Annotated in this window: 22 protein-coding genes; 10 read left to right on the forward strand and 12 right to left on the reverse strand. The window is 51.1% G+C overall.

All coding sequences use genetic code 11. The features are described 5' to 3' along the window. Window positions 1–21: 21 nt before the first annotated feature. The 6 genes from rnd to CWE07_RS02210 form a co-directional block, all read right to left on the reverse strand. On the reverse strand, window positions 22–1,182 hold the full coding sequence (gene rnd / locus CWE07_RS02185; protein ID WP_111568282.1) for a ribonuclease D: 1,161 nt from the start codon (window positions 1,180–1,182) through the stop codon (window positions 22–24). Beyond that, window positions 1,182–2,837 carry a long-chain-fatty-acid--CoA ligase FadD gene (fadD, locus tag CWE07_RS02190; protein WP_111568283.1) on the reverse strand — a complete coding sequence of 552 codons (1,656 nt, stop codon included), beginning with the start codon at window positions 2,835–2,837 and terminating at the stop codon, window positions 1,182–1,184. Before fadD ends, rnd begins: the two co-directional genes overlap by 1 nt. A gap of 286 nt (window positions 2,838–3,123) precedes the next feature. Then, entirely contained in the window at window positions 3,124–3,990 is an 867-nt protein-coding gene (locus CWE07_RS02195; RefSeq protein ID WP_157983200.1) for an alpha/beta fold hydrolase, read from the reverse strand. 10 nt (window positions 3,991–4,000) lie between these two features. Continuing rightward, window positions 4,001–4,687, reverse strand: a complete 687-nt coding sequence (locus CWE07_RS02200) for a Slp family lipoprotein (protein WP_157983201.1) — start codon at window positions 4,685–4,687, stop codon at window positions 4,001–4,003. Window positions 4,688–4,771: 84 nt separating this feature from the next. Further along, window positions 4,772–5,506, reverse strand: a complete 735-nt coding sequence (gene tsaB / locus CWE07_RS02205) for a tRNA (adenosine(37)-N6)-threonylcarbamoyltransferase complex dimerization subunit type 1 TsaB (protein ID WP_241973994.1) — start codon at window positions 5,504–5,506, stop codon at window positions 4,772–4,774. A 10-nt stretch (window positions 5,507–5,516) separates the two neighbouring features. Then, the gene (locus CWE07_RS02210) at window positions 5,517–7,538 is read right to left on the reverse strand and encodes a DNA repair helicase YoaA (protein ID WP_111568286.1); all 2,022 of its coding nucleotides are present in this window, start codon (window positions 7,536–7,538) and stop codon (window positions 5,517–5,519) included. A 195-nt stretch (window positions 7,539–7,733) separates the two neighbouring features. On the opposite strand from CWE07_RS02210, the gene CWE07_RS02215 reads away from it, so the two are divergent. Further along, window positions 7,734–9,776, forward strand: a complete 2,043-nt coding sequence (locus CWE07_RS02215; protein WP_111568287.1) for a YfiR/HmsC family protein — start codon at window positions 7,734–7,736, stop codon at window positions 9,774–9,776. Window positions 9,777–9,803: 27 nt separating this feature from the next. Here CWE07_RS02215 and CWE07_RS02220 read toward each other — a convergent pair whose 3' ends face one another. Further along, window positions 9,804–10,127 carry a hypothetical protein gene (locus tag CWE07_RS02220; RefSeq protein WP_111568288.1) on the reverse strand — a complete coding sequence of 108 codons (324 nt, stop codon included), beginning with the start codon at window positions 10,125–10,127 and terminating at the stop codon, window positions 9,804–9,806. Between the two features lie 353 nt (window positions 10,128–10,480). Here CWE07_RS02220 and hisG point away from each other — a divergent pair, with 353 nt between their 5' ends. From hisG to CWE07_RS02265, 9 genes are read left to right on the forward strand one after another with little or no spacing between them, the layout of a single operon-like run. Further along, entirely contained in the window at window positions 10,481–11,377 is an 897-nt protein-coding gene (gene hisG / locus CWE07_RS02225; protein WP_111568289.1) for an ATP phosphoribosyltransferase, read from the forward strand. Window positions 11,378–11,432: 55 nt separating this feature from the next. Further along, on the forward strand, window positions 11,433–12,800 hold the full coding sequence (gene hisD, locus CWE07_RS02230; protein WP_420836530.1) for a histidinol dehydrogenase: 1,368 nt from the start codon (window positions 11,433–11,435) through the stop codon (window positions 12,798–12,800). After that, window positions 12,797–13,873: a histidinol-phosphate transaminase gene (gene hisC / locus CWE07_RS02235; protein ID WP_111568290.1), complete on the forward strand. Its 1,077-nt coding sequence runs from the start codon at window positions 12,797–12,799 to the stop codon at window positions 13,871–13,873. Before hisD ends, hisC begins: the two co-directional genes overlap by 4 nt. 30 nt (window positions 13,874–13,903) lie before the next feature. Next, the gene (hisB, locus tag CWE07_RS02240; RefSeq protein WP_111568291.1) at window positions 13,904–14,977 is read left to right on the forward strand and encodes a bifunctional histidinol-phosphatase/imidazoleglycerol-phosphate dehydratase HisB; all 1,074 of its coding nucleotides are present in this window, start codon (window positions 13,904–13,906) and stop codon (window positions 14,975–14,977) included. Next, window positions 14,974–15,582: an imidazole glycerol phosphate synthase subunit HisH gene (gene hisH, locus CWE07_RS02245; RefSeq protein WP_111568292.1), complete on the forward strand. Its 609-nt coding sequence runs from the start codon at window positions 14,974–14,976 to the stop codon at window positions 15,580–15,582. Before hisB ends, hisH begins: the two co-directional genes overlap by 4 nt. Then, complete coding sequence (hisA, locus tag CWE07_RS02250; RefSeq protein ID WP_111568293.1) at window positions 15,576–16,313, forward strand: 1-(5-phosphoribosyl)-5-[(5-phosphoribosylamino)methylideneamino]imidazole-4-carboxamide isomerase; 738 nt, start codon at window positions 15,576–15,578, stop codon at window positions 16,311–16,313. Before hisH ends, hisA begins: the two co-directional genes overlap by 7 nt. Beyond that, window positions 16,295–17,068 carry an imidazole glycerol phosphate synthase subunit HisF gene (hisF, locus tag CWE07_RS02255; protein WP_111568294.1) on the forward strand — a complete coding sequence of 258 codons (774 nt, stop codon included), beginning with the start codon at window positions 16,295–16,297 and terminating at the stop codon, window positions 17,066–17,068. The genes hisA and hisF overlap by 19 nt, the downstream gene beginning before the upstream one ends. Before the next feature lie 24 nt (window positions 17,069–17,092). Beyond that, window positions 17,093–17,713, forward strand: a complete 621-nt coding sequence (hisIE, locus tag CWE07_RS02260) for a bifunctional phosphoribosyl-AMP cyclohydrolase/phosphoribosyl-ATP diphosphatase HisIE (protein ID WP_111568295.1) — start codon at window positions 17,093–17,095, stop codon at window positions 17,711–17,713. Between the two features lie 40 nt (window positions 17,714–17,753). Continuing rightward, window positions 17,754–19,148: an MATE family efflux transporter gene (locus CWE07_RS02265; RefSeq protein WP_241973995.1), complete on the forward strand. Its 1,395-nt coding sequence runs from the start codon at window positions 17,754–17,756 to the stop codon at window positions 19,146–19,148. A gap of 12 nt (window positions 19,149–19,160) precedes the next feature. On the opposite strand, the gene CWE07_RS02270 is transcribed toward CWE07_RS02265, so the two are convergent. The 5 genes from CWE07_RS02270 to htpG form a co-directional block, all read right to left on the reverse strand. Further along, window positions 19,161–20,387 (reverse strand): aminotransferase class V-fold PLP-dependent enzyme, encoded by a 1,227-nt coding sequence (locus CWE07_RS02270; RefSeq protein WP_157983202.1) that lies wholly within the window; start codon window positions 20,385–20,387, stop codon window positions 19,161–19,163. Between the two features lie 139 nt (window positions 20,388–20,526). Next, window positions 20,527–21,339, reverse strand: a complete 813-nt coding sequence (locus CWE07_RS02275) for an alpha/beta fold hydrolase (protein ID WP_111568298.1) — start codon at window positions 21,337–21,339, stop codon at window positions 20,527–20,529. Window positions 21,340–21,345: 6 nt separating this feature from the next. Further along, window positions 21,346–21,741 carry an MAPEG family protein gene (locus CWE07_RS02280; RefSeq protein WP_111568299.1) on the reverse strand — a complete coding sequence of 132 codons (396 nt, stop codon included), beginning with the start codon at window positions 21,739–21,741 and terminating at the stop codon, window positions 21,346–21,348. After that, window positions 21,738–22,382, reverse strand: a complete 645-nt coding sequence (gene adk / locus CWE07_RS02285; protein ID WP_111568300.1) for an adenylate kinase — start codon at window positions 22,380–22,382, stop codon at window positions 21,738–21,740. The genes CWE07_RS02280 and adk overlap by 4 nt, the downstream gene beginning before the upstream one ends. Window positions 22,383–22,503: 121 nt before the next feature. Continuing rightward, the gene (htpG, locus tag CWE07_RS02290) at window positions 22,504–24,429 is read right to left on the reverse strand and encodes a molecular chaperone HtpG (RefSeq protein ID WP_111568301.1); all 1,926 of its coding nucleotides are present in this window, start codon (window positions 24,427–24,429) and stop codon (window positions 22,504–22,506) included. Window positions 24,430–24,521: the final 92 nt, after the last annotated feature.

Genomic DNA, 24,521 nt, shown 5'->3' on the forward strand with positions numbered 1-24,521 from the left:
CATGCCTGTTCTCAGTCTACCCTATGGACGTGGCAGCAACAACGCTTCCACTTTGGTTTTGAACAAAGCTTTACGCCATCCGCTAATTAAATCAGGGGTCGGCAAACGTCGTTTGAGTGCTTCGTCACTAAACCAATACCAATGAAATAGCTCATTAATTTGTTTGCGTGAGCCAACAAACGGGGCGGGTAAAGCCAGTGCATCGGCTTGCTGCTTAACCTCTGCCTTCAGCTTTTTAAAGACAACCTTGTAGCCAGGTTCGAAGTCTAAACGAGGCATCGGCGCAGGAATATCTTCATGCGCACGAGCTTGACCACGGGCTACCGCTTGCAGTATCGCCTCACCGTAACGCCGAATGGCCTGCGGGTGCAGCTCTTGAACGCCGCCCAAATGGCTCATCGTTTGCGGACCACGACGCGCCAAGTCGACTAAAGCCGCGTCTTTAACAATAAAACCAAGTGGCTTGTCCTGAGCTTTTGCAGTCGCTAAGCGCCAGGCCGCAAGTTCTTGTAACACAGCACGTTGCTGGCCTTCACATTGCCACGCATTACCAATATCACGCCAGGCTAAATCATCCGGGGTGCGAGTCGTGCGTTTAGCAATTTGCAGTGCACACTCGTCGGCAAACATATCTAACCGCTTAGTGGCCACCAACTGCTCCAGTAACTGCGGATAAATACGCGCCAAGTAGTAGACATCTGCGGCGGCATACACCAACTGCTCTGGTGTTAACGGCCGTGCTAACCAATTGGTACGCGACTGTGACTTATCCAGCTCAACGCCAAAAAATTGTGCGACCATTGCCGCGTATCCCATGGCATCGCCTAATCCAAGCATGGTGGCTGCAATTTGCGAGTCAAAGAAATTTTGCGGCGTCCGCTGTGCACAATGGGCAAGCAGTTCGATATCCTCGCCGCCTGAGTGCAACACCTTGATAACCTCTGGGTCTGCAATCAGCTGCCACAAAGGCTCTAAATCGTCGATAGTCAAAGGGTCGACCAGGATCACATCGTCGGCTAGGGCTAGCTGCACCAAACCTAATTGGGCGTAATAGGTGCGTTCGCGCACGAACTCAGTATCAATCGCCACCCAGCCTTGAGTTTTTGCCTGATCGCAAAACGCCACCAATTGCTTGGTGGCGTTTATCAGGCGATAGGTTACATCGCTTAATTGATTGGTCACTAGTCGTCCCGTAGTTCCCGACGCAAGATCTTACCCACATTGGTTTTTGGTAGTTCGTCACGGAACTCCACCAATTTAGGTACTTTATACGCTGTTAAGTTTTCGCGGCAGTACTCGATGACTTCTTTTTCCGTTAACGAAGCATCTTTCTTCACCAACACCACTTTCACCGCTTCACCAGACGACTCGTGGGGCACGCCAATCGCAGCGACTTCCAACACTTTCGGATGGGTGGCGACTACTTCTTCAATTTCGTTCGGATAGACGTTAAAGCCCGACACCAAAATCATGTCTTTTTTGCGATCAACAATGCGGAAGAAGCCAGTTTCATCTGCCACCGCCATATCGCCCGTCGCAAACCAACCATCTTTAATCGACTCTGCGGTGGCGTCTGGACGGCCTAAATAGCCAACCATTACCTGCGGGCCTTTGACCAGCATTTCACCTGGTTCACCCATCGCAACCTCATTACCCTCTTCATCGACAATTTTAATGTCGGTTGAAGGCACTGGAATACCGATGCTGCCGGTATAATGTTCGATGTCGTAAGGGTTGGTGGTGACCACAGGCGCACATTCAGTCAAACCATAGCCTTCCAGTAATGGCGACTTGGTAACTTTTTCCCAATGCTCAGCCACACCGCGCTGAACCGCCATGCCGCCGCCTAATGCAATTTTTAGCGACTTAAAGTCTAAATCTTTAAAGCCTGGCGTATTCAGCAACCCGTTAAACAAGGTGTTAACGCCCGAAATCATAGAGAACTCGTGCTTGCCCAGCTCTTTTACAAACGCAGGCATGTCGCGCGGATTGGTAATTAAAATGTTCTTACCACCATGCTTAATGAAGGTTAAGCAATTCGCGGTCAACGCAAAGATATGATACAACGGCAGCGCGGTGATAATAATTTCTTCGCCGTCACTCATCATCGGGGTAATCACCGCCGATACCTGCTCTAAGTTAGCGACCATGTTACGATGGGTTAGCATCGCGCCCTTCGATGGCCCAGTGGTGCCACCGGTGTACTGCAAGAATGCGAGGTCATCACCGATCACTTGCTGAGGTTTAAATTCAGCATTCGCACCTTTTTTCAGCACATCATTGAAATCAATGGTGTTGCTCAGCTGATACGCCGGTACCATTTTCTTAATATATTTGACGACAAAGTTGACAATCCAACGCTTCGGCGCTGGCAAAGCATCACCAATACCGGTCAAGATCACTTTATCTAACTTCACATCGTCTTTGATTTTTTCATAGGTGTGAGCGAAGTTTTTCAGGATAACCATCGCCTTAGAACCAGAATCCACCAATTGATGCTTCAGCTCGCGCGCGGTGTATAGTGGGTTAACATTCACAACCACCATACCAGCTCGCAAAATACCAAACAGCGCCACCGGGTATTGCAGTAAGTTTGGCATCATCACGGCAACTGGGTCGCCTTTCTTCAAGCCGATGCTTTGCAAGTAGGCTGCGAAATCACGAGTTTGCTTGTCTAACTCATTGAAAGACATCTCGTGATCCATATTCACGTAAGCGGGTTTGTCTTTATACTTACCAACCGCCTCGTCGAAAATCTCTACTAATGAACTGTAGTGATCCGGATCTATCTCGTTTGGAACACCCTTGGGGTAACGTTGCTGCCAAATTCTTTCCACAGTGTCGCTCCTGCTTTTTATCTGTTCTAACTTTGGTCTTGCGCCAATTCCATCCTGGTCAAGCCACGTATCACTATCACATGTATAGCTTATAACTACGCAGTCAACCTAGGCTCGGGTCAATATTTAGTGCCCAATACCGATGGCCTGTCCACTGACCGGCTACATAGAAAACGCCCAAATTGGGCGTTTCATACAAGTGTATGATTTGTATATTCGCATATCCTTAGCCCATATCCTAGAGGATTTTTAATCCTCAGTTTACGTTAACGGCAACTGAAGTTGCCTAATCGTGCATATTGCTCGTATCCAGATGGGCTCGAATTGCTTGGGCAACGCTTCGGGGCGACTGCATGTGGGCGTGATGGCCACCCGCTACTTGCACCACGCTAAGCTGTTGAACATGTGCTCCCCATTGCGCTAAGGCATCAGGCAATTGCGCGTGTCCATCCTCACCTAATACGACTTGAACCGGCATCTGCAGTGCTTGCAGTACGCTCGGTACATGCTGTTGGGTAAATCGAAATGGGGAGGTGGTGCGCACACGCGGGTCTGTGCGCCAGCAAAAACCTGCTTCGGTATGGGTCAAGTTACGACGCAATAATAACTCGGCCAACTCAGGGGGGAAATCACCCGCTTTGGCGCGCGCTTGAATTAAATGGTTAAGGTCTTTATAAGTTGGCAGCTCACGGCCAAACTGCTTCTGACGGCTTGTATATCCGTCGCGCAATAGCTGTAAGGTCTGCTCCGGCTCCCCAGTGACTAAACCAAAAGCTTCAATCGTTACTAACGAAGCAATCCGCTCACCAAAGCAAGCACCTAATAACTGCCCGACGTAACCGCCCATACTATGACCGACAACATGCAAATGCTGCCAACCTTGTTGCTCGATCAAGGCTTGTACGTCGTACATATAGTCGACAAAGTAATACGCCGCATCGGCGCCGCGGTGACTTGAGTGCCCATGGCCTGCAAAGTCCAATGCGATCCAATCGTAATCGGCCAGCTCAGGTTCGGATAATAAAGGTAAAAACGAGTGGCAATTGTCTAACCAGCCATGCAATAGCAATAACAAAGGCTTGCCCGGTGTACCGCCGCGCAAGCCTTTCAATTGAATGTGTGGCAAGTCAAAGCTTACTTCGTTATATGTCACCGCCACCACGCTAATGCTGTTGCTGCCTTGGTTGGGACACACCCTGTGTTTCGAGTTGCGGAACACGCGGACGCTGCGGGTGCGGATTCTGTTGAATCACTCTTACAGGACGGTGGCCCCAAGGGCGATAAAAAGGGTCGTGATAATAACGATAAGGACCCACACCATAGATATAATTGCGATACCACAACGAATGCGGATCATAATATCCGTAGGCAGGGTGCATCAGAGCTGGCGATGATTGTTGCGGGCGCCATAATTCGACGCCTGTCGCCTGCACCACTGGGTAATAGTAATTGAAATCGCCAATTTGACCTTGTTCAGTGCCGGTAAATTCGCCCAACGCGGTAACTAAACGCCCACGTTGATAAATTTCCGGGTCCAGAAACTCATTCACATACACCACAAAGCGGCCCGCGGTATCATCGCCAGCCTGGGGACGGCCAAAGTTATTCAGACGAAAATTCACCACTTCAATGCGCGAGCGCTGTTCTGTGTTTTGCACATTGGCAATCACCCCACCCCAGCGTGCGGTGCGACCTTGCACAGCCTCACCCTGGCGTTGCGCTTCCGTGAAGCTTACTAAATCCGTCGCATCAGTGCGAATCGGCTGAGGGTAGCGAGATGCACACCCCGCAAGCACGAATACGCTGGCAGCTATCGCCACCCACTTTAAATATACTGTTGACTGAAACATTCGCATCACTACCTCTCAACCTTGGTGAAGCCGCAGCTTGGTGCAGCCGCAGAAAACCCGGCTACAACTCGGTACCCAGTCCGCCTATCGGCCTGGTAATTTTTGCCACGTAACTTCATTACGCAAGTAATTGGGTGACAGATCGACCGCATCAATCGCTTCTCCCGCGATAAACTTGTGGCGACCAAGGGTCAGCATATCCACTGCGTGCGGTAAACGCACGTCAGTTTTAGTACATGTTGCACCTTTACTCCCCAGCACCTCTAATAGCGCCTGCGAATAGGTTTCCCAACCAGTGCCACAGGTCGCCACCCGCTGCCCGGCTACGCAATCCATCACTTTCGGACTTAACACCTGCGCTAACTTGGTCGGTTCACTCACTACTTCAGGACCGACCCTATGCATCAGACCCGCTTCAACTTGGTAGGTTCCAAAATATACCTCACCCATGCGCGCATCAATGGCAGCAGCAACGCGCTCTGAACCGTGTAAACGCCAGCAGGCTTGCGCCATTGCAGCCAATGTCGAGACCTGCACAAGGGGCAGATTTTGGCTAAACGCCAAGCCCTGCGCGATACTAGCGCCAATTCGTACGCCGGTAAAACTTCCGGGCCCTTGGCTTACAATAATAGCGTCCAAGCTCGCCAATGTGACATCGGCTTGTTGTAAAACTTGGTTAACAAAAGGTAAAAGTGCCTGTGAATGTTGTCGCGGCAGTTCATCCCCGCGCTCATACACAAGCTGCTCACCATCACGCTCAACACTTAAGGCCACGGAACAAAATTCGGTGGCACTATCAATGGCTAAAAAACGCATCATTACTGGGTACCTAATTATCTATGTCTGAATCAGTTGGCTGTGCTAAGAATTCACACACACGTTGTCTGTTGCGTGTGCGCTGCATCGCGGGCAGGCTCGCGACAAAGGTCTGCGCGTAGTCTTTTTGCACCAGTCGGTTATCGCACACCACCAAAACGCCCCTATCGAACGCGTCGCGAATCAATCGGCCTGCCCCTTGCTTTAAACTAATCACGGCCTGCGGAATTTGCACTTGCTGGAACGGGTTCTGGCCGCGCAATTTACAATCTTCAATGCGTGCCTGCAACAGCGGGTCATCCGGCGCCGCAAAGGGTAGTTTGTCTATCATCACCAAGCTTAAAGCTTCGCCGCGCACATCGACGCCCTCCCAGAATGAGCTAGTCCCCAATAACACAGCGTCTCCCGCATCGACAAACTGTTCCAATAATTCACGTTTACTGGTCGACCCTTGTGTCAGTAACAAACGGTCACACTGACCTTCCAGCAGTTGCGCAACCTGGTTCAGCATTCGGTAGCTGGTAAATAGTAGAAACGTACCGCCACGATTGTGCTCGATGAGTGCCAACGCTTCAGTCGCGAACGCTTGTGCCATTTTAGGGTCATTCGGCGCCGGCAAATACCGCGGTAAATACAATAGCGCTTGGCTGGCATAATCAAATGGGCTTGCCAACACTAAGGTCTGCGCGCTGGCTAAACCTAAGCGCTGCGTAAAATGATCAAATCGACCATGCACCGCCAGTGTGGCGGAAGTAAACACCCACTGCATGGACTGACTTTGCATATAACTGCTGAACTTATCCGCCACACTCAGCGGTGTCTGGTGCACATTTAATTGGCGTGGGCTGGTTTCATACCAAAAACTGTAGCCAGTACGCTCAGTATGATTGAGTTGCTGCCAGCGCGCTTTGAGCAGCACGATGCGCTCATAGCATTGATCTAAGGTTTTATTGCGCCCCAATGCGGCTTTCGTTACGGCTTGTGCGGTATCCAGAATATCCGCCAAACGCACGCAATCCTGCTGCAACGCACTGCGTTGTTTTTGCTCACGCCAATTGCCGCGCTCTGGGTCACGCCCAAACTGCAAGCGCAAATCTTTAGCGCTTTTATCCAGTTGATCGCCAAGCTGGCCAAGTTGACGCAGGTCTTTCAGCTCAGTGCTATACAATAAGCGTAAATCTTGGGCCAAATCCGCAAGCTGGCGTGTATTCAGTGACTCACTAAAATATTGACTGGCAATATCAGGGACTTGATGGGCTTCATCAAAGACGACTAAATCTGCATGGGGAATTAGCTCACCAAACCCAGTATCCTTCAACACTGCGTCGGCAAAAAATAAATGGTGATTCACCACCACAACATCCGCTTCTAAAGCCTCTTGGCGCGCTTTGACCAGATAACAATCTTGATAATCAGGACAATCACGGCCAAGGCAATTGTCCGCAGTGCTGGTGATCTGTGGCAGGATCATCGCATCTTCAGGCAACTCAGTCAGTTCACCTAAATCGCCACTGCGAGTTTGGTTCGCCCAATGCCGCACTACACGCGCTTCATATTGGAGTTGGATAGCCACGCTTGGGTCCGGGCGCCCCGACTGAGCAACAAATTGCTGCATGCGATGCAGGCACAGATAATTACTACGACCTTTTAATAACGCCACGATCGCGTCAGGTGCCAGCGCTTCACGCACACGCGGTAAATCACGATGGAATAATTGTTCTTGCAAATTCTTGGTGCCGGTCGAGACAATCACCTTTTTACGCTCGCCGTGCTCATTGTGTGCCATCAACGCGGGGGCAAGGTACGCAAACGTCTTACCGGTGCCAGTCTCAGCCTCTACCACCAACACCGCACTGTCGCTGCTCATCTGTGCAATCGCTTGTGCCATTTGCACTTGCGCAGCGCGCGGCTGAAAACCTTCAATGGCTTGACTTAAGCGCCCTTGCTCGGCAAATACTTGAGTCACCGCTACCGTCGCCGCTGACCTAATTTCAGACGTTTGTTGTGGCACTGCTGAGCTGACTCCTCGCGTCATAGCGAACGATACTTTATATTGGTTATTATTTCATAGGCGCAGGGAAGACACCATGCGAAGGTATCATCTTCAGTAAAGAATGACCGATTTAAACAGGCTTGCGCTACACCAATTTGCAATATTGCAAAGGTTTGTGATCAAGTTTCCAACATGTGTAGAGTTCAGATACAATAGCGCGCTAACCTTTGGCGTAGGATGTTGGTTTCAGTGCGACGCAGTTATTCATTCTTTTTAGTTGTCAGCTTGGTTGCTGTCATGCTCGGTGGCGGGCTTAGCGTAATACACCCCAGTTACGCCCAGCAGCCGCCATTTGCAGACATTGAAGACGGTGTAGAATTTAGTGCCGATGACACCCGAGCTGCTTATTTGGTTAGCGTATTACGTTATGTCACCTGGCCCAATGAAGACGCCCGCGACACTTTGACCATTGGGGTGCTGGGGCCGAGCTCTGTCTACCAGCTTCTAAGTGAAGTCCCCCTCAGCCGCGTGCGCGGCAAAAGTGTGCAAGTCGTCGAGCTAACCCGCAATTCGCAGATTCCTCAAGTCGACCTTGTGTATGTATCGCCGCGTATCAGTAGTTCACTCGAGCAAATCCTTACCCTTGCAACGCGCAGTAACGTGCTCGTGGTCACTGAAGATAGAAATGTGCGCGAGCGCATGATGATTAATATTCAAGTCGATCGGGGCAGCGAGCTGGTATTTCAAATTAACGAGCCGCGCATTCAGGCCGCCGGGCTGATGCCAACCCGGGATCTGATGCTGTTACGCGGCAGAGAACTGGACACTGTAGCGGCGCACTTAGCGTCCATTCGTGACATCACCGCCATTCAGGTCAGCCGCCAAGAATTACTCGAGCGCAATCGCGACATCAGCGCACAACTGAATCAAAGTCGTGAACGCATTGAGCTATTGGAGCAGAATTTGCGTGAACGCGATGACGCCCTACGTGCACAAGAGAGCTCTTTAGAAGATAAGCAACAATTGATGGATTCGCAGCAAGCGACCCTGAATGCATTAATAGCCGAGCTTCAGGAGCAACGTGAAGTCTTATTGGTTCGTGAAGAACAACTAGTGCAAATTCAACGTCAATTGGTGGAAAGCGAAAATCGCCTGCGTGAACAAGAAGCACTATTAGAAGAAAAAGAAGTTCAGTTGTTGGACAAAGAACGTGAAGGCGATGTGCTCACCCAACGTATCGCCTCAAACCGTGACATTCTCTCAGCTCAGCAGCAGCAGCTACGTGACCAGCGCGCTGCACTTGCGGAGCAGGCACAGTTGATTGAGAATCGCGAGCGCACCATTGATCGCCAACGTGAGTTCTTAGTGTACGTTGTGATTGCGTTGATCGCCTTTGTCGTTTTAGGCGCGTTAAGCCTTAGTTTGTATGTCAAGAAACGCCGCACCGCCAGCCAATTGCTGGACACCTTGACGGAGTTGCACGACGCTCAGGATAAACTTGTCGAGTCTGAAAAAATGGCGGCGCTGGGTAACTTAGTTGCTGGCGTAGCCCACGAGGTGAACACCCCGCTCGGCGTTGCATTGACCGCAACGTCGATGTTGAACGACCGCCGTGAACAATTAGCGACAGACGTTGAAGCAGGGCAGCTCACCCGCGAGCAACTGAATAAGTTTCTTGGCCAAGCCGCCGAGTCGCTGAGCTTAACCGAGAAAAACTTGAGCCGCGTGGCGCGTTTAATCAGTAATTTTAAGCAAGTTGCTGTGGACCAGATGGTGACCGAGCAGCGCAGCATTGATTTGGGCAACTATGTTGAAGAAATCATGTCAGCGCTGTCGATTGAGCTCAAGCGCGCGCACATTAATTATGTCATTGATATTCAGGGTGAGATCACCATAGAAACCATTCCAGGTGCGATGGCGCAAATTCTGACTAACTTAGTCACTAACAGCATTCGCCATGGTTACCATCCTCTTGAAGAAGGCGAGAAGCCACAAGGTGGCCAACCACGAGGCACGATTACCGTGCGTGCCAGCCGTGCTGACGGCGGACAAATTCGCCTGACCTTCTGTGACGATGGGATTGGTATGAACGAAACCGTACTGGATAAAATCTTCGAGCCGTTCTTTACCACTAAGCGTAATCAAGGTGGTACCGGACTGGGCATGCCGATTGTCTATAACTTGGTGCGCCAGCAGCTCAAAGGGGACATCAGCGTACGCAGCAAAGTCGGTGAAGGCACGTGCTTCGACCTAACTCTGCCGCGTCGCTTGAGCAACTAACCTAAGAGCCTCAGCGCGCAACCATAGCTAGGCAAAGGTATCTAAGTTGATGCCTTTATAGTCATCACCGCCCTCGCCACTTGGCTTACGCGGATCTTCTGCCACAGCCGGCGGCTCTGGTGGTGCAAAATCTGCGCTTTGGTCCTCATTTGGCTCAGCGCTTTGCGCCACTTGCGAGGTTTGCAAGTAGGCTTTTACCCGCGCTTCCTGGGTTGTGTCTAACCCCTCATCGTCCGCGACCGCGTCACCACTGGGGCGCTTCTCAACTTTTCTAACCCTAAGGTTGCCTTGGTTCACGCTCACTTGAGTATTTCGCGGCAAATAGGGAAATAATACATCTTGATTCGCCATCGCTTGCCTCCTAAACACAATGCCCCTAAGCGTATTATCGACCAAAGCGGATAAAAATTAATCACCTGTGTAGTTTTTTTACAATCAACGCTTGAAAACGTGGATAAAACCCGTACTATTTAGACAACTAAAGCCTAAGGCGATTTAATTACCTACTGAAAGCCGCACCAATTAAGGTTATTAATCATGACTAGTCTATACAACACCAGCATGTTACATCACCACCACCATCATCCTGTGTGACGGCCTCACAGCGTGTGGGAGGTCCGTCTTCGCGGTACCTTCCCGGCATCTGAACATTTTACCCCCCGGAAGCGTACCTTTCGGGGGGTTTTTAATTTTAAGGAAGTCTAATGAGCAAACAACGTCTTACCATCGCATTACAAAAGTCCGGTCGCCTTAGCAAAGAATCGATTAAATTGCTGAGTGCCTGTGGGGTCAAATTCAACATGCACGAAGCACGTTTGATGGTGCACAGCACCAGTCACCCAATTGATTTATTGCGGGTGCGCGATGACGATATCCCAGGGCTGGTTATGGACGGCGTGGTTGATCTTGGCTTGGTGGGCGAGAACGTGCTTGAGGAAGAATGCCTTGAGCGTCAAATGCGCCAGCAAGCGAATGAGTACCGCTCATTACGCCGTTTAGATTTCGGCCACTGTCGCCTAAGTATTGCACTACCCACAGAGCAACAATTTAACAGTATTGAAGACTTGGCAGGTTTGAAAATTGCCACCACCTACCCACGTTTGCTTGAGCGTTATTTGCAGGAACAAGGCGTGAATGCCAAGTCGGTGATGCTCACCGGTTCAGTGGAAGTTGCACCACGCGCAGGACTCGCCGACGCAGTCTGCGACTTGGTGTCCACTGGTGCGACGCTCGAAGCCAATGGCTTACGTGAGCAACAAGTTATCTTCCGCTCACAAGTGCAACTCATTCAACGTGCAGACGAGTTATCTGCAGCAAAGCAACAAATGATGGATACGTTGCTGGCACGCATTGACGGCGTGCAATTAGCCAAAGAAAGCAAATACATCATGCTGCACGCGCCGAAGAGTAAACTAGCGGAAGTGGAAGATATCCTGCCGGGTGCTGAACGCCCGACCATTTTGCCACTGTCCCACAGCGACGACATCGTTGCAGTACACGTAGTGAGCACGGAAACCTTATTCTGGGAAACCATGGAAAAGCTGAAGGGCTTGGGTTGCAGCTCTATTTTAGTGTTACCAATTGAGAAAATGCTGGGTTAGCCACCTTAGGCTAGCAGTATCAGTCACGAGGGTTCAGAAGATGGTAAACAAGGCAATGCCCAACAACTCACAAAACACAGGCAACTACACCATAGCCAAGGCGGTGATGTGGTCGCAACTGACATCTGAGCAACAGCGTGACGCGTTAGCGCGACCTGCGCAGAAGGCCAGTGACGAGCTGATGACGCGAGTGCAAGATATTATTCAGCAAGTACGCGATCAGGGCGAGCAAGCGCTGTTAGCTTTAACGGCACAGTTTGATGGTGTGCAACTTGACACTGTGGTGCTCGATATCACCACAGTGCGAGCCCAAGCTGACAAAACCGATGCCGACGTCAAGCGCGCGATTGACCAAGCTTATGCCAATATTAAAGCATTTCACGCCGCCCAAGCGCCCTCGCCTGTGCGCATGGAAACGATGCCGGGCGTGCTGTGTGAACAACGCTTTGCACCTTTAGAGAAGGTCGGTTTATATATTCCAGGTGGTTCTGCCAGCCTGCCCAGCACAGTATTAATGTGTGGGGTTCCAGCGCAGTTAGCCGGCTGCAGTGAGCGGGTGTTAATTAGCCCACCGAACAAAGAAGGCTTATTAAGCCCAGCTATATGTTACGCCGCGCTTAAATGCGAGGTCACTAAAGTATGTTTAGGCGGCGGTGCGCAAGCCATTGCAGCCTTGGCCCTTGGCACAGAGAACATTCCAGCGGTAGACAAAATTGTCGGCCCCGGGAATAGCTACGTGACTGCGGCCAAACAATTGGTATCGCAACTACCCGGTGGCCCTGCGATTGATTTACCTGCAGGCCCGTCTGAGTTACTAGTCATCGCCGATGACAGCGCCGACCCTATTTTTGTTGCAGCTGATTTATTATCGCAGGCAGAACACGGCCCGGACTCCCAAGTCTTGCTGCTAAGCCCTTCTGCGCGCTTAGTCGAAGCCACGCGCCAGGAGCTTGAGCGGCAACTGAACGCATTGCCGCGAGCGCAGATCACGGCCCAAGCATTGCAATCCAGTAGCTTAATTGTGACCGCTGATTTAGCCGAAGCCGCGCAGATTTCCCAGCGCTACGCACCCGAGCACTTAAGTTTACAAATCGAAAACGCAGAAGACTGGATTGCGCGCACCGACAAAGCTGGCTCCATTTTTGTCGGTCACTATGCCCCAGAATCCGGCGGCGATTATGCGACGGGGACGAACCACGTACTTCCGACCTACGGTTATGCGCGTAACTACAGCAGTTTAGGCTTAGCCGACTTCTACCGCCGCTATACGGTGCAAAACTTAACCCCACAGGGACTACAAGATTTGGCGCCGACATTAATTGCAATGGCCGCAGAAGAGCAACTTGATGCCCACTTACAAGCCGTTGCGTTGCGCCTTTCAAGTTCGCGCATGCAACAAGATTTAGCAGGAGAGCAGTCATGAGTGTGGCGCAAACCCTTCTTCGCAAGCACTTACGCGACATTACCCCATACGCGTCGGCACGCCGCAGTATGAGTGGCGGCCGTATTTGGCTGAATGCCAATGAATCCCCCTACAGCCGTGACTACGCAGTCACCACTGAGCATTTGAATCGCTACCCTAACTTTCAGTCACAAGCACTGAATCAAGCCTATGCACAATATGCAGGTGTACAAGCCACCCAGTTGTTGAGCCACCGTGGCAGTGATGAAAGTATTGAACTGTTAATCCGCAGTTTTTGCGAACCAGGCCAGGATAAAATCCTTATCTGCCCGCCGACATATGGCATGTACGCCATTTCAGCGGGGCTTAACAATACGCCCGTGGCGGTGGTACCGTTACTTGAAGACACTTGGCAGTTAGATATCCCAGGTATTGCAGCGGCACGCGAACAGGTTAAGGTGGTGTTCCTGTGTAACCCATCAAACCCGTTGGGCAATCGTTTGCGCCAAGACGACATGCAACAAGTGATCGAAATGTTTGCCGAGCAAGCCATCGTAGTGGTTGATGAAGCTTATATTGAATACGCCATCACCCAAGGTGAAGCGCAAAGCTGCGCTGGCTTGTTAGCCAAGTATCCGAATTTAGTGGTCATGCGCACGCTATCCAAAGCCTTTGGTTTAGCTGGCATTCGCGTAGGTTTTACCTTAGCCAATGAAGACGTGATTCAAGCGTTAGTACCGGTCCTTGCGCCCTACCCACTGCCTGACTTGAGTATTCAGGTCGCAACCCAGGCACTCAGTGCTGAGGGCTTGATTGAGATGCGCCAAAACGTTATCGAAGCACTGGGTGAGCGTGAACGCTTAGCGCAAGCGCTAAGAGACTTACCTTATGTAGACCAAGTTGAGCCCAGCAGCACCAACTTTATTTTGTTCCATGTCGAAGATGCCAGCCGCCTGATGCAACATTGCATCGATGCTGGCATCTTACTGCGCAACCAATCTGCGCAGCTGGGCTTGGACAATTGCATTCGTGCCACCATTGGCGCACCGGCTGAAAATGATCAGCTCATCGAAACTTTGCGCGCGTTTGCTTAAACGTTCGCCATAGCAATACAGGAGATGGCGATGAGCCAGCAAAAGATTCTTTTTATTGATCGTGACGGGACTTTGGTTGAAGAGCCTGCGTTAGACAAACAACTCGATAGCTTAGCCAAGCTTGTCTACGAACCTGGCGTGGTGCGTGCACTACAACAGCTGCAAGAAGTAGGCTACCGTTTAGTGATGGTGAGTAACCAAGATGGTTTAGGCACCGACAGCTTCCCACAAGCTGATTTCGACGCCCCCCATAACGCCATGATGCAGCTGTTTGAATCTCAAGGTATTACCTTTAGCGACGTCCGAATCTGCCCGCACTTTGAAAGCGACAATTGCAGCTGCAGAAAGCCTAAACTGGGCTTAGTGCAGGACTTCTTGCAGCAAGGTCTGGTCGATTTCACCCAAAGCGCAGTCATCGGCGACCGCGAAACCGACATTCAATTAGCCGCAGCCATGGGCATTCAGGGGATTCGTTATGACCGCGAACAGTTAGGTTGGGACGCTATCGTTAAGCAGTTAACTACCCAGCCACGCGAAGCGACTGTGGTGCGTACCACACGGGAAACCGACATTACCGTCAAGCTCAACCTGGATGACAAAGGCCCGATTTCGATGCAAACCGGGATTGGCTTTTTCGACCATATGCTCGAACAGATCGCCACCCACGGCGGCTTTGCGATGCAAGTTAGCGTCGCGGGTGACTTACACATCGATGATCATCACAGTGTTGAAGACACCGCCTTGGCATTGGGCGAAGCCTTATATAAAGCCTTGGGCAACAAGCGTGGCATTGGCCGCTTCGGCTTTGTGTTGCCGATGGACGAGTGCCGGGCTGAGTGCGTGATGGATATTTCCGGACGCCCATTTTTAGTGTTCGACGCCAATTTTAGCGCCAGCCATGTAGGTACCTTGTCGACACAAATGGTAGAGCATTTCTTCCGTTCACTATGCGACACCATGAAAATCACCCTGCACTTAAGTGTGACTGAGGGCAATGCGCACCACCAAGTGGAAGGCCTATTCAAAGCCTTTGGCCGTGCACTACGCCAAGCTGTCAGCAAGCAAGGCAACGATATGCCATCGAGCAAAGGGGTACTGGCATGAACCTGGTTATCGTCAACACCCGTTGCGCCAATTTAGCGTCTGTTGACTTCGCGTTTAAACGCCTCGGTGTAACCCCGGTGATTAGCGCCGACCCAGCAGTCATTCGCGCAGCCAGTCATGTGGTGTTACCCGGTGTAGGCACCGCCAGTGCCGCCATGCGCGCATTGCAACAACTTGAGTTGGTTGAGGTATTGCGTAGCCTTACCCAACCTGTGCTGGGCATTTGCTTAGGCATGCAAATGCTTGCACGCTCCTCAAATGAACAGCGCAATGGTGCGCCACTGCCGTGCTTAGGCGTGATTGACACTAAGATTGAACGCTTAGTAAATAAAGATAATATGCCGTTACCGCACATGGGCTGGAACGCCACCCAAGTGAGTGACCACCCACTGTTTAACGGGTTACAAGGCACGCAGCCGTATTTTTACTATGTGCACACCTACGCGGCGCCCGCCGACGCATGCAGCATTGCCGAGTGCGAATATACGCAGCCATTTGCGGCCGCTATCGCACAAAATAACTTTATGGGCGTGCAGTTTCACCCTGAACGCTCAGGTGCCGTGGGTGCCAAAGTGCTGCAAAACTTTTTGGAGATAGCATGTTAATTCCAGCTTTAGACTTAATTAATGGCGAAGTGGTACGTTTACAGCAAGGGGATTTCGCCCGCCAGACCACCTTTCATGCCGACCCCGTCGAAGTCGCCTGCCAGTATGCCCAAGCCGGTGCTGAGTTTCTGCATATCGTTGATTTAGACGGTGCGCGTGACCCGAAAAAACGTCAGTTAGAACTAATTCACCGCATGCAGCGCGAAAGTGGCCTGCGCACACAAACCGGTGGCGGCATTCGCAGCCGTGAAGATATCGCGAGTCTGTTAGACGCAGGCGTAACACGGGTTGTGGTTGGTTCCAGTGCAGTCAAAGACCCTGCCCTTGCGGCCAAATGGCTCGCTGAATTCGGTTCAGAGGCGATTGTATTGGCGCTTGATATTAATATTGACGCCAATGGCCAACGCTGGCTTGCTACCCATGGCTGGCAGGAACAAAGCAATGTGCGCATCGAAGATTTACTCGGTGAACTAATACCCGCAGGCTGCCGTCATGTGTTGTGCACGGACATTAGCCGCGATGGCATGTTAAGCGGTCCGAATGTCGCGTTGTACCGTGATTTAAAAATCGATTTCCCAGAAGTCGTCTGGCAAGCCTCAGGAGGCGTCGCCAACTTAGATGACTTGCGCGACCTCAAAGCCGTCGACTGTGACAGCGTGATACTCGGTAAAGCCCTGCTAACCGGACAGTTTGATTTGCAGGAGGCAACTGAATGCTGGCAAAACGCATAATTCCGTGCCTTGACGTGCGCGACGGTCAAGTCGTCAAAGGCGTCCAGTTTCGTAACCATGAGATTATTGGCGATATCGTGCCACTCGCTCAGCGCTATGCCGAGGAAGGGGCCGATGAGCTGGTGTTTTACGATATTACCGCGTCATCGGACGACCGCGTGGTGGATAAATCCTGGGTGTCACGTGTCGCCGAAGTGATTAATATTCCATTTGCTGTAGCCGGCGGTATTCGCAGTGTCGATCAGGCGCGTGAAATTCTTGCGATGGGCGCGGATAAGATATCGATTAACACCCCGGCTCTGCGCGACCCAGAGCTGATTGACCGTATGGTCGATGAGTTCGGCCAGCAGTGTATCGTTATCGGTATTGATAGCTTTTATAACCAAGCCACTGGCGTCTATGAAGTGCATCAGTTCACCGGTGACGAAAGCCGCAGCGGCAAAACCAATTGGCAGACAGCTGACTGGTTACAAGAAGTGATTAAACGTGGCGCTGGCGAGATCGTGCTAAATTGCATGAATCAGGACGGCGTGCGCCAAGGGTACGACATTGCCCAACTCGCAGCATTGCGCCCCAGTTGCAGTGTGCCATTAATTGCATCCGGCGGCGCCGGCGCGATGTCGCATTTTAGCGATGTATTCAAACAAGCCAACGTCGATGGCGCCCTTGCTGCATCAGTCTTTCACAAAGGCATCATTGGCATTCAAGAGCTAAAAGCGTATTTAACCGAACAAGATATTGAGATGCGTCGTTAACACCGTCGTGCACAAGGATTCATTATGCATATCACAGCGCAAAACCTGGACAACTTAGCCTGGGACAAAATGGACGGGCTACTGCCATGCATCGTACAGGACGCTTTTAGTGGGCGCATGCTGATGCAAGGCTACGTCAATCGTGAGGCCGTTGCAGCGACCTTAAATGACAAACAAGTCACCTTTTTTAGCCGCAGCAAACAACGTTTGTGGCGCAAAGGTGAAGAAAGTGGGCATACCCTGGATTTGGTCGAGTTAATTGCCGATTGCGATCAGGACTCTATTTTAGCTCTGGCACACCCCAACGGCCCGACTTGCCACACCGGCAGTGAGTGTTGCTGGCGTCCGACGCAGCAACCGGTGATTAGCCAACTCAGTGAATTACAACGCACCGTTGACGCTCGCAAAGCCGAGGGCGATGACAGCCAAAGCTACACCGCCAAATTGCTGGCTGACGGCATTCGTCGCTGCGCGCAAAAGGTTGGTGAAGAAGGCGTCGAAGTAGCCCTTGCTGCGGTGGCACAAAACGATGACGCATTACTTAACGAAAGCGCCGACTTACTGTACCACTTGATGGTGGTGCTTAGCGCCCGCGATCTTAGCATTGCCGATGTGTGTCAGGTGTTGGAGCAACGTAAAAAGTAATATGCTATGATGCGCGCGCTATATGATTGGGAGTTACCTTGTGTCTACAGCGCGCGCACCTATAACCACCCCCCGCACCACCACCTGGCAGGAAGTTCGTAAGCTTTCCCTGCTCACTGGTCCAATTCTGATTGCCCAACTGACCCAAATGTTAATGAGCGTCGTTGACACCCTCATGGCAGGACGGGTTGGCGCAACTGATTTGGCGGCGGTCGCAGTCGGTGGCTCGATTTGGATCCCGGCGACACTCCTGGTATTCGGCTTTGCTATGGCCCTTGCTCCGGTTATTTCCCATAGCCACGGCGCCGGCGAATATAAACGCATGGCGAATCAGTTACAGCAAAGCTTTTATACCTGCGCCATCAGTGCCTTATTGGTAGTCGGGTTAATTTACTTCGCGCCCGTATTTTTAAACATGATGGACGTGGAAGAAGACTTCCGGCGTAAAACCTTGGCTTACCTTGGTTATATTCTTTGGGGCACGCCTGGGCTAGTGTTGTACATGGTGCTGCGCAACTTTTGTGAAGGCATGTCTCATACTATGCCGTCGTTGGTCATCGGCATCATTGGGTTACTGATTAATATTCCCGCCAACTATATCTTTATTTATGGCGCGTTTGGCGCTCCAGCCTTGGGCGGCGCGGGTGCGGGCATTGCATCGGCGATTGTCTATTGGGGCATGGGATTATCACTACTGGGGTATGTTGTATTCGCGAAGCGGTATCAAAAGGCAGCGCCTTTCAAGCGTTTTCACCCACCAAGCTGGGACGACATTTGGTACTTTGTGCGTTTAGGCTTTCCAATTTCGATGTCGCTATTCTTCGAAGTAAGCTTGTTCGCCGCCGTCGCTATTTTAATTGCGCCGCTGGGTGCAATTATGGTGTCGGCGCATCAAATTGCCCTTAATATATCTTCCTTGGTGTATATGTTCCCCTTGAGCTTAAGTATGGCGGTGACGTTAAGGGTTGGTTTTGCCCTTGGCTCCAGCCAAATACCCGATGCGCTACGCAGTTACAAAATAGCGCTCACTATGGGGGTTGGCTTCGCGGTGATTAATGGCTTGGGTATGTGGCTCGGCGGACGCTTTCTGGCTGGCTTTTACACCGACAACCCTGAAATTATTGCGCTGGCGGGCACCTTGTTAGGTTTGGCGGCTATTTTTACCGTGTCCGACACCTTCCAGGCCATCTCAATTGGCGCGTTACGTGGCTATAAAGACACTCGAGCGGCAATGGTGGTGACATTAGTATCGTATTGGCCGTTTGGCTTAACCGTTGGCTTTGTTTTAGCACGTACCGACTATTTGGTACCGGCAATGGGCCCTGCAGGTTTCTGGATAGGCTTTATTAGTGGCTTAAGCGTGGCTGCCTTATTGCTCACTATTCGCTTGTTTAAAGTGCATCGGCGCACGGCACTGGCCGCCGCGCGCCTTTAAACTCAGCGTGCTCTAAGACTGCTCGCGCTGCCCTTTGTGCTGACGCTGCCCTTTGTGCTCGCGCTGCCATGCCTCCAAACCTTCAGCCAAACGCTGAATGTCGGCAGCATTTGAATGCACTCCTAACGAGAAGCGTAAACATCCATTCGCAGTGAGTTTGTTGATTAATGGCTGGGCGCAATGGCGTCCGGCACGAGCGGACACCCCGTCCTGGTCTAAAAACACGGCTAGATCACGCGGGTGGATGTCTGGGTTATGCACACTTAATACAGGCACTACGCCGTCACTGTGCGGCAGGCATGTAAGCCATTCGAAGCGCTCAATGGTGTCTTTGAGCTGCCCAAACAGCGCACGTAAATACGCACTACTACCCTTTGCACGGCAACCTTGAATAAATTCAACCGCCGCCGCCAAGCCTGCAGCACCGACTAAATTCGGTGTCCCCGCTTCGAAGCCCTGCACACCACGGTGAAATGTTGAATGGTCAGCATACACCATATCCACCATACCGCCGCCAACTTGGTACGGCGGCATTGTATCCAGCACGTCTGCACGCACGTACAAGGCGCCAATTCCCGTAGGGCCATAGAGTTTATGGCCTGAAAATGCGAGCGCATCACATTGTAATTGGCTCACATCCAGGTTCAACTGTGCCGCACTTTGCGCCGCGTCGACCACACTCAAAACACCTTGCTGCCGCAGCTTAGCGCAAATCTCCGCCACTGGGTTAATCACCCCCATCACGTTGGACGCATGGTTAAGCGCCACTAAGCGGGTGCGTGAATCCACATGGGCGAAAATATCCTCCACCTGACCGGCGGCATTCAAACCTGCGACTCTAAATTCCGCACCAACTTGCTCGCATACGCGCTGCCATGGCAGCCAGTTGGCATGGTGTTCAGACAGCGTGACCACCACATTGTCACCGGCTTTTAAACGCGGCCGCAACAACGATTCCGCCAACACATTCATGCTTTCGGTGGTACCACGGGTGAAAATTAAGGTGTCGGCACTGGCGCCGATAAAGCCCGCAATCTGAGCACGCCAGCTTTCGAACAATGCCGTCGCATGTTGGCTTTGCTGATAGCTGCCGCGATGCACATTGGCGTGCAGTTCACGTTGGTACTCGAGCATGGTATCCAGCACAGGGTCTGGTACTTGGCAGGACGCTGCGTTGTCAAAATACGCCCATTCGGGTCGTTTACGAAATACCGAAAACTGCTCACGCCATTGGCTCATATCTACCCCACTGCACATCCGCTAACCATTTATTGACTATCATTGCATGTCTTGATTGCATGCTATAACAACACTTATTCCGTTATAACATATCTTATGCAAATTTGAACTGAAAAGTCAGGGGTTAAGCAGTACTTGGTTAGAGATCAGAGTAGTGGCGTAAGAACTCGATGATATGTGGGTTAACTGCAGTCGGGTCTGTCAATGGTGCCATATGCCCGCCTTTGACAGCTGCACTCGTAGCCTTGGGTAAGGTGTGTACCAAATGCTCCGCCACAGTTCGACTCGATAATGGCGACTGTGTGCCGTGTAATATAAGCACCGGACAATCAACCACCGTGTAATCAGTCAACTGAGCGGGCTCGCCAATCAGTGCCGCAAAGTCTGCCTGTACTTTAGGTTGCTTAGCCACCATGGCTTTTTGCACACGCGCTGGCAAAGCTTCAAAGTAGCCCGGGTGATTCCAGTAATTGACGAATTCAGCCGCAGCTTGGGCAACGGGCAAGTCGTCCATTTTAGACGCGATAGCCAGAATTTCCTCACGGGCAGGGTCACCTTCAGGTAGCACATGGAAAGCAACAGGTTCGTACAAACAGACACTTGCAGGCGGGGTGCCTGCTTGCGCCATCAAGCGCGCCATACGTAAAGCGAGTGCACCACCATACGAATGACCAATTAAATGAATCGGCTGCGACTGCTCAGTTTGCACCGCTGACGGGTCGATTTGCACACCCTCAAGGAGCGGCAATAACGCCTCAATTTCGTCTGCTAAGCGAAAATCCGCAATAGCAGCTCCATTCGCGGCAAAGGTTTGCGCACCGTAACCAATTAAATCCGGTGCGTGAATAGTGACTGGCGCATCTGCTGCCTGCGCCAGCTCTGATAGTTGGGCAGTCAGCAGGCGCCATTGGGCGCCGCTACTTTGCGAGCTATGAAAGCAGAAAATATGCATACGTGGTTAGGCGCTGAGCCAAGTACCAAGTAAAAAGCCGGCGCTGACTAACAGCATCGAGAAAGTACCTAGCACACCAATGGTGCGGTAAATACTAACCCCAATACTTTTGGTCAAGCCAATCGCATGGAAAATACGCGCAATCAGCAGTAAACCGCCCATCGCCACTAAAATAGTGTCCGATGCGCCGTTAAACTCCATCAAGCCCAGCAAAATAAGACCCAAAGGCACGTACTCAGAAAAATTCCCATGCACACGCACAGCCGCTTTCAATGGCAAGCTCTCGCCGGTGCCAATACCAACCCGTTCACGCCAACGCAAACGAATAATCCGAATCGCAAGCACGATATACAGCAGGGTTAATAACGCTGCAAACAAGCTGGTCATTGGCAATGTGGTCATGACAAGACGCCCTTCAATTCCGCGCTGATGTCGCTAACTTCACGGGTACCGTCAACTTTGTGATAATTCACCACGCCCTGTTCAGCCAAGTTCTGATAATAGCTGACCAAAGGCTCGGTTTGTTCGTGGTAGACACTTAAACGATGGCGTACGGTTTCTTCTTTATCGTCGTCACGCACAATTAAGTCTTCGCCAGTCACATCGTCTTTACCCTCTTGCTGAGGTGGGTTGTAACTCACGTGATAGACACGGCCTGAACCAGGGTGAACACGACGTCCAGCCATACGCTCAACAATCACGTCATCAGGCACATCGAATTCAAGTACATAATCAATTTCAATCCCTGCTTCATGCATGGCATCGGCTTGGGGAATGGTGCGTGGGAAGCCGTCTAACAAGAAACCATTTTTACAGTCTGACTGGGCAACACGTTCTTGCACCAAGCCAATCATGATGTCGTCCGACACCAACTTACCTTCATCCATCACTTGTTTGGCTTTTTTGCCCAACTCAGTGCCTTCACTAATCGCGGCGCGCAGCATGTCGCCCGTTGAAATCTGTGGAATGTTGAAGGTATTCATCAGAAATTGCGCTTGCGTGCCCTTACCGGCACCAGGTGCGCCAAGCAGAATAATCCGCATGTCGAGTCCTCAATGACTTTATAGTTGTAGTAGGAAAGGTTAACTGTAACAAACTTTACCTCTCAGGCCGAAAAGATACAAGGCTCGCATTGCGAGCCTTGTACCATAGTCGTAGATAAAGTTAGCGGTTGGTTAAATCCAGCATCATCTGGTTTAACTTGCGCACGTAGCTGCCTGGGTCTTTCAGGCTGCCACGCTCCGCCAAAGTAGCCTGCTGGAGCAACAATTCAGCCCAGTCGGCGAAACGCTGCTCGTCCTGCTCTTCGGCAATGCGCTGGACCAAGGCATGCTCAGGATTCAGCTCAAAAATGTACTTGGTTTCAGGTACTTTTTGGCCCGCCGCTTCCATCAGCTTCGCCATCTGCGTGCTCATATCGTTCTCATCGGTCACAATACACGCTGGCGAATCGGTTAAACGATGGGTTACACGAACGCTCTTGACCTGCTCACCAAGGGCCTTGGTGAAGCGCTCGACAGTCCCTTCAAATGCCTTCTCGGTTTCCTCATGGGCTTTCTTAGATGCTTCGTCGTCCATGTCACCTAAGTCTAAATCACCACGCGTGACCGACTGGAATGATTTCTCGTTGTAGTCATGCAAGTGGCTCATCAGCCATTCGTCAATGCGGTCTGACAACAACAAGACTTCAATCCCTTTCTTGCGGAAAATTTCCAGCGCCGGGTTATTCTTCGCCGCAGCATAGCTGTCCGCAACAATGTAGTAAATCTTGTCTTGGTTGTCGGCCATGCGCGCAATGTAGTCATCCAGGGATACACGTTGCTCAGCACTGTCGCCATGGCTAGACGCAAAGCGCAATAACGAGGCGATTTTCTCAACGTTGCCTTGGTCTTCTGCAGGGCCTTCTTTCAGCACCTGGCCAAAGTTATCCCAAAACTGCGCATATTCCTCAGGCTCATTTTTAGCTAACTTAGACAACATGCTCAGCACCTTTTTCGTGCTTGCAGAGCGCATCGAACGGCTAATACGGTTATCTTGCAAAATCTCACGCGACACGTTCAACGGCAAATCGTTGGAATCAATCAGACCTTTAACAAAGCGCAGGTAAGTCGGCATAAATTGCTCGGCATCGTCCATAATGAACACACGCTGCACGTATAACTTAATGCCTTTTTGGCTATCGCGGTTCCAAAGGTCCCAAGGCGCGCGCTTCGGCACATACAATAAGCTGGTGTACTCGTGCTTACCTTCAACCTTGTTATGGCTCCACAACAGCGGCTCATCAAAATCATGCGCTACTGTTTTGTAAAATTCCTTATACTCGTCGTCGCTAATCTCGCTCTTATCGCGTGTCCATAGCGCCTGACCTGAGTTAATGGTTTCCCACTCGCCTGGGGTTGCAGGTACAGTTTCACCATCTGGGCCTTCACTTTCAGGCGTCGGCTCTTTGTACATTTGCACCGGAATACTTAGGTGATCTGAATAGGTGTTGATAATCTGGCGCAGCTTCCATTCGTCAGCGAATTCTTTCGCTTCGTCTTTGAGGTGCAAAATAATATCCGTACCGCGTGCAGTTTTTTCAATATCTGCCACAGTAAATTCGCCGTCACCCGCGGATTTCCACTCAACGCCATGGGCTTTGTCTGCTCCAGCAGCACGGGTGCGCACGGTCACATTATCAGCAACAATAAATGCAGAGTAAAAGCCTACCCCGAACTGACCAATTAAGCGGGAATCTTTGGATTGATCACCAGATAACTGGCTAATAAATTCTTTCGTGCCTGATTTCGCGATGGTGCCTAAGTTAGTCATCACTTCGTCGCGCGTCATACCAATACCGTTATCGCTAATGGTAATCGTATTGGCATCTTTGTTGACACTGACACGCACATGCAAGTCCGCGTCTGTTTCCAGTAGCGCATCGTTTTCTAAGGCTTTAAAACGCAGCTTATCAGCAGCGTCAGAGGCGTTAGATACTAACTCGCGTAAGAAAATTTCCTTATTGGAATACAAAGAATGGATCATCAGCTGAAGCAATTGCTTCACTTCGGTTTGAAAGCCATGCTTTTCAGCCTGGGTGGTGTCAGACATTGGTATTCTCCCAATCCTTATCAGTTAAAACGCAAAATAAGTCACTCTCTGATACATGGGGACTGAGGTGACGAATTCAAGACAAAAATTGG

Source organism: Aliidiomarina maris (assembly GCF_003987335.1).
In the GTDB taxonomy this organism is placed as follows: Bacteria; Pseudomonadota; Gammaproteobacteria; order Enterobacterales; family Alteromonadaceae; genus Aliidiomarina; species Aliidiomarina maris.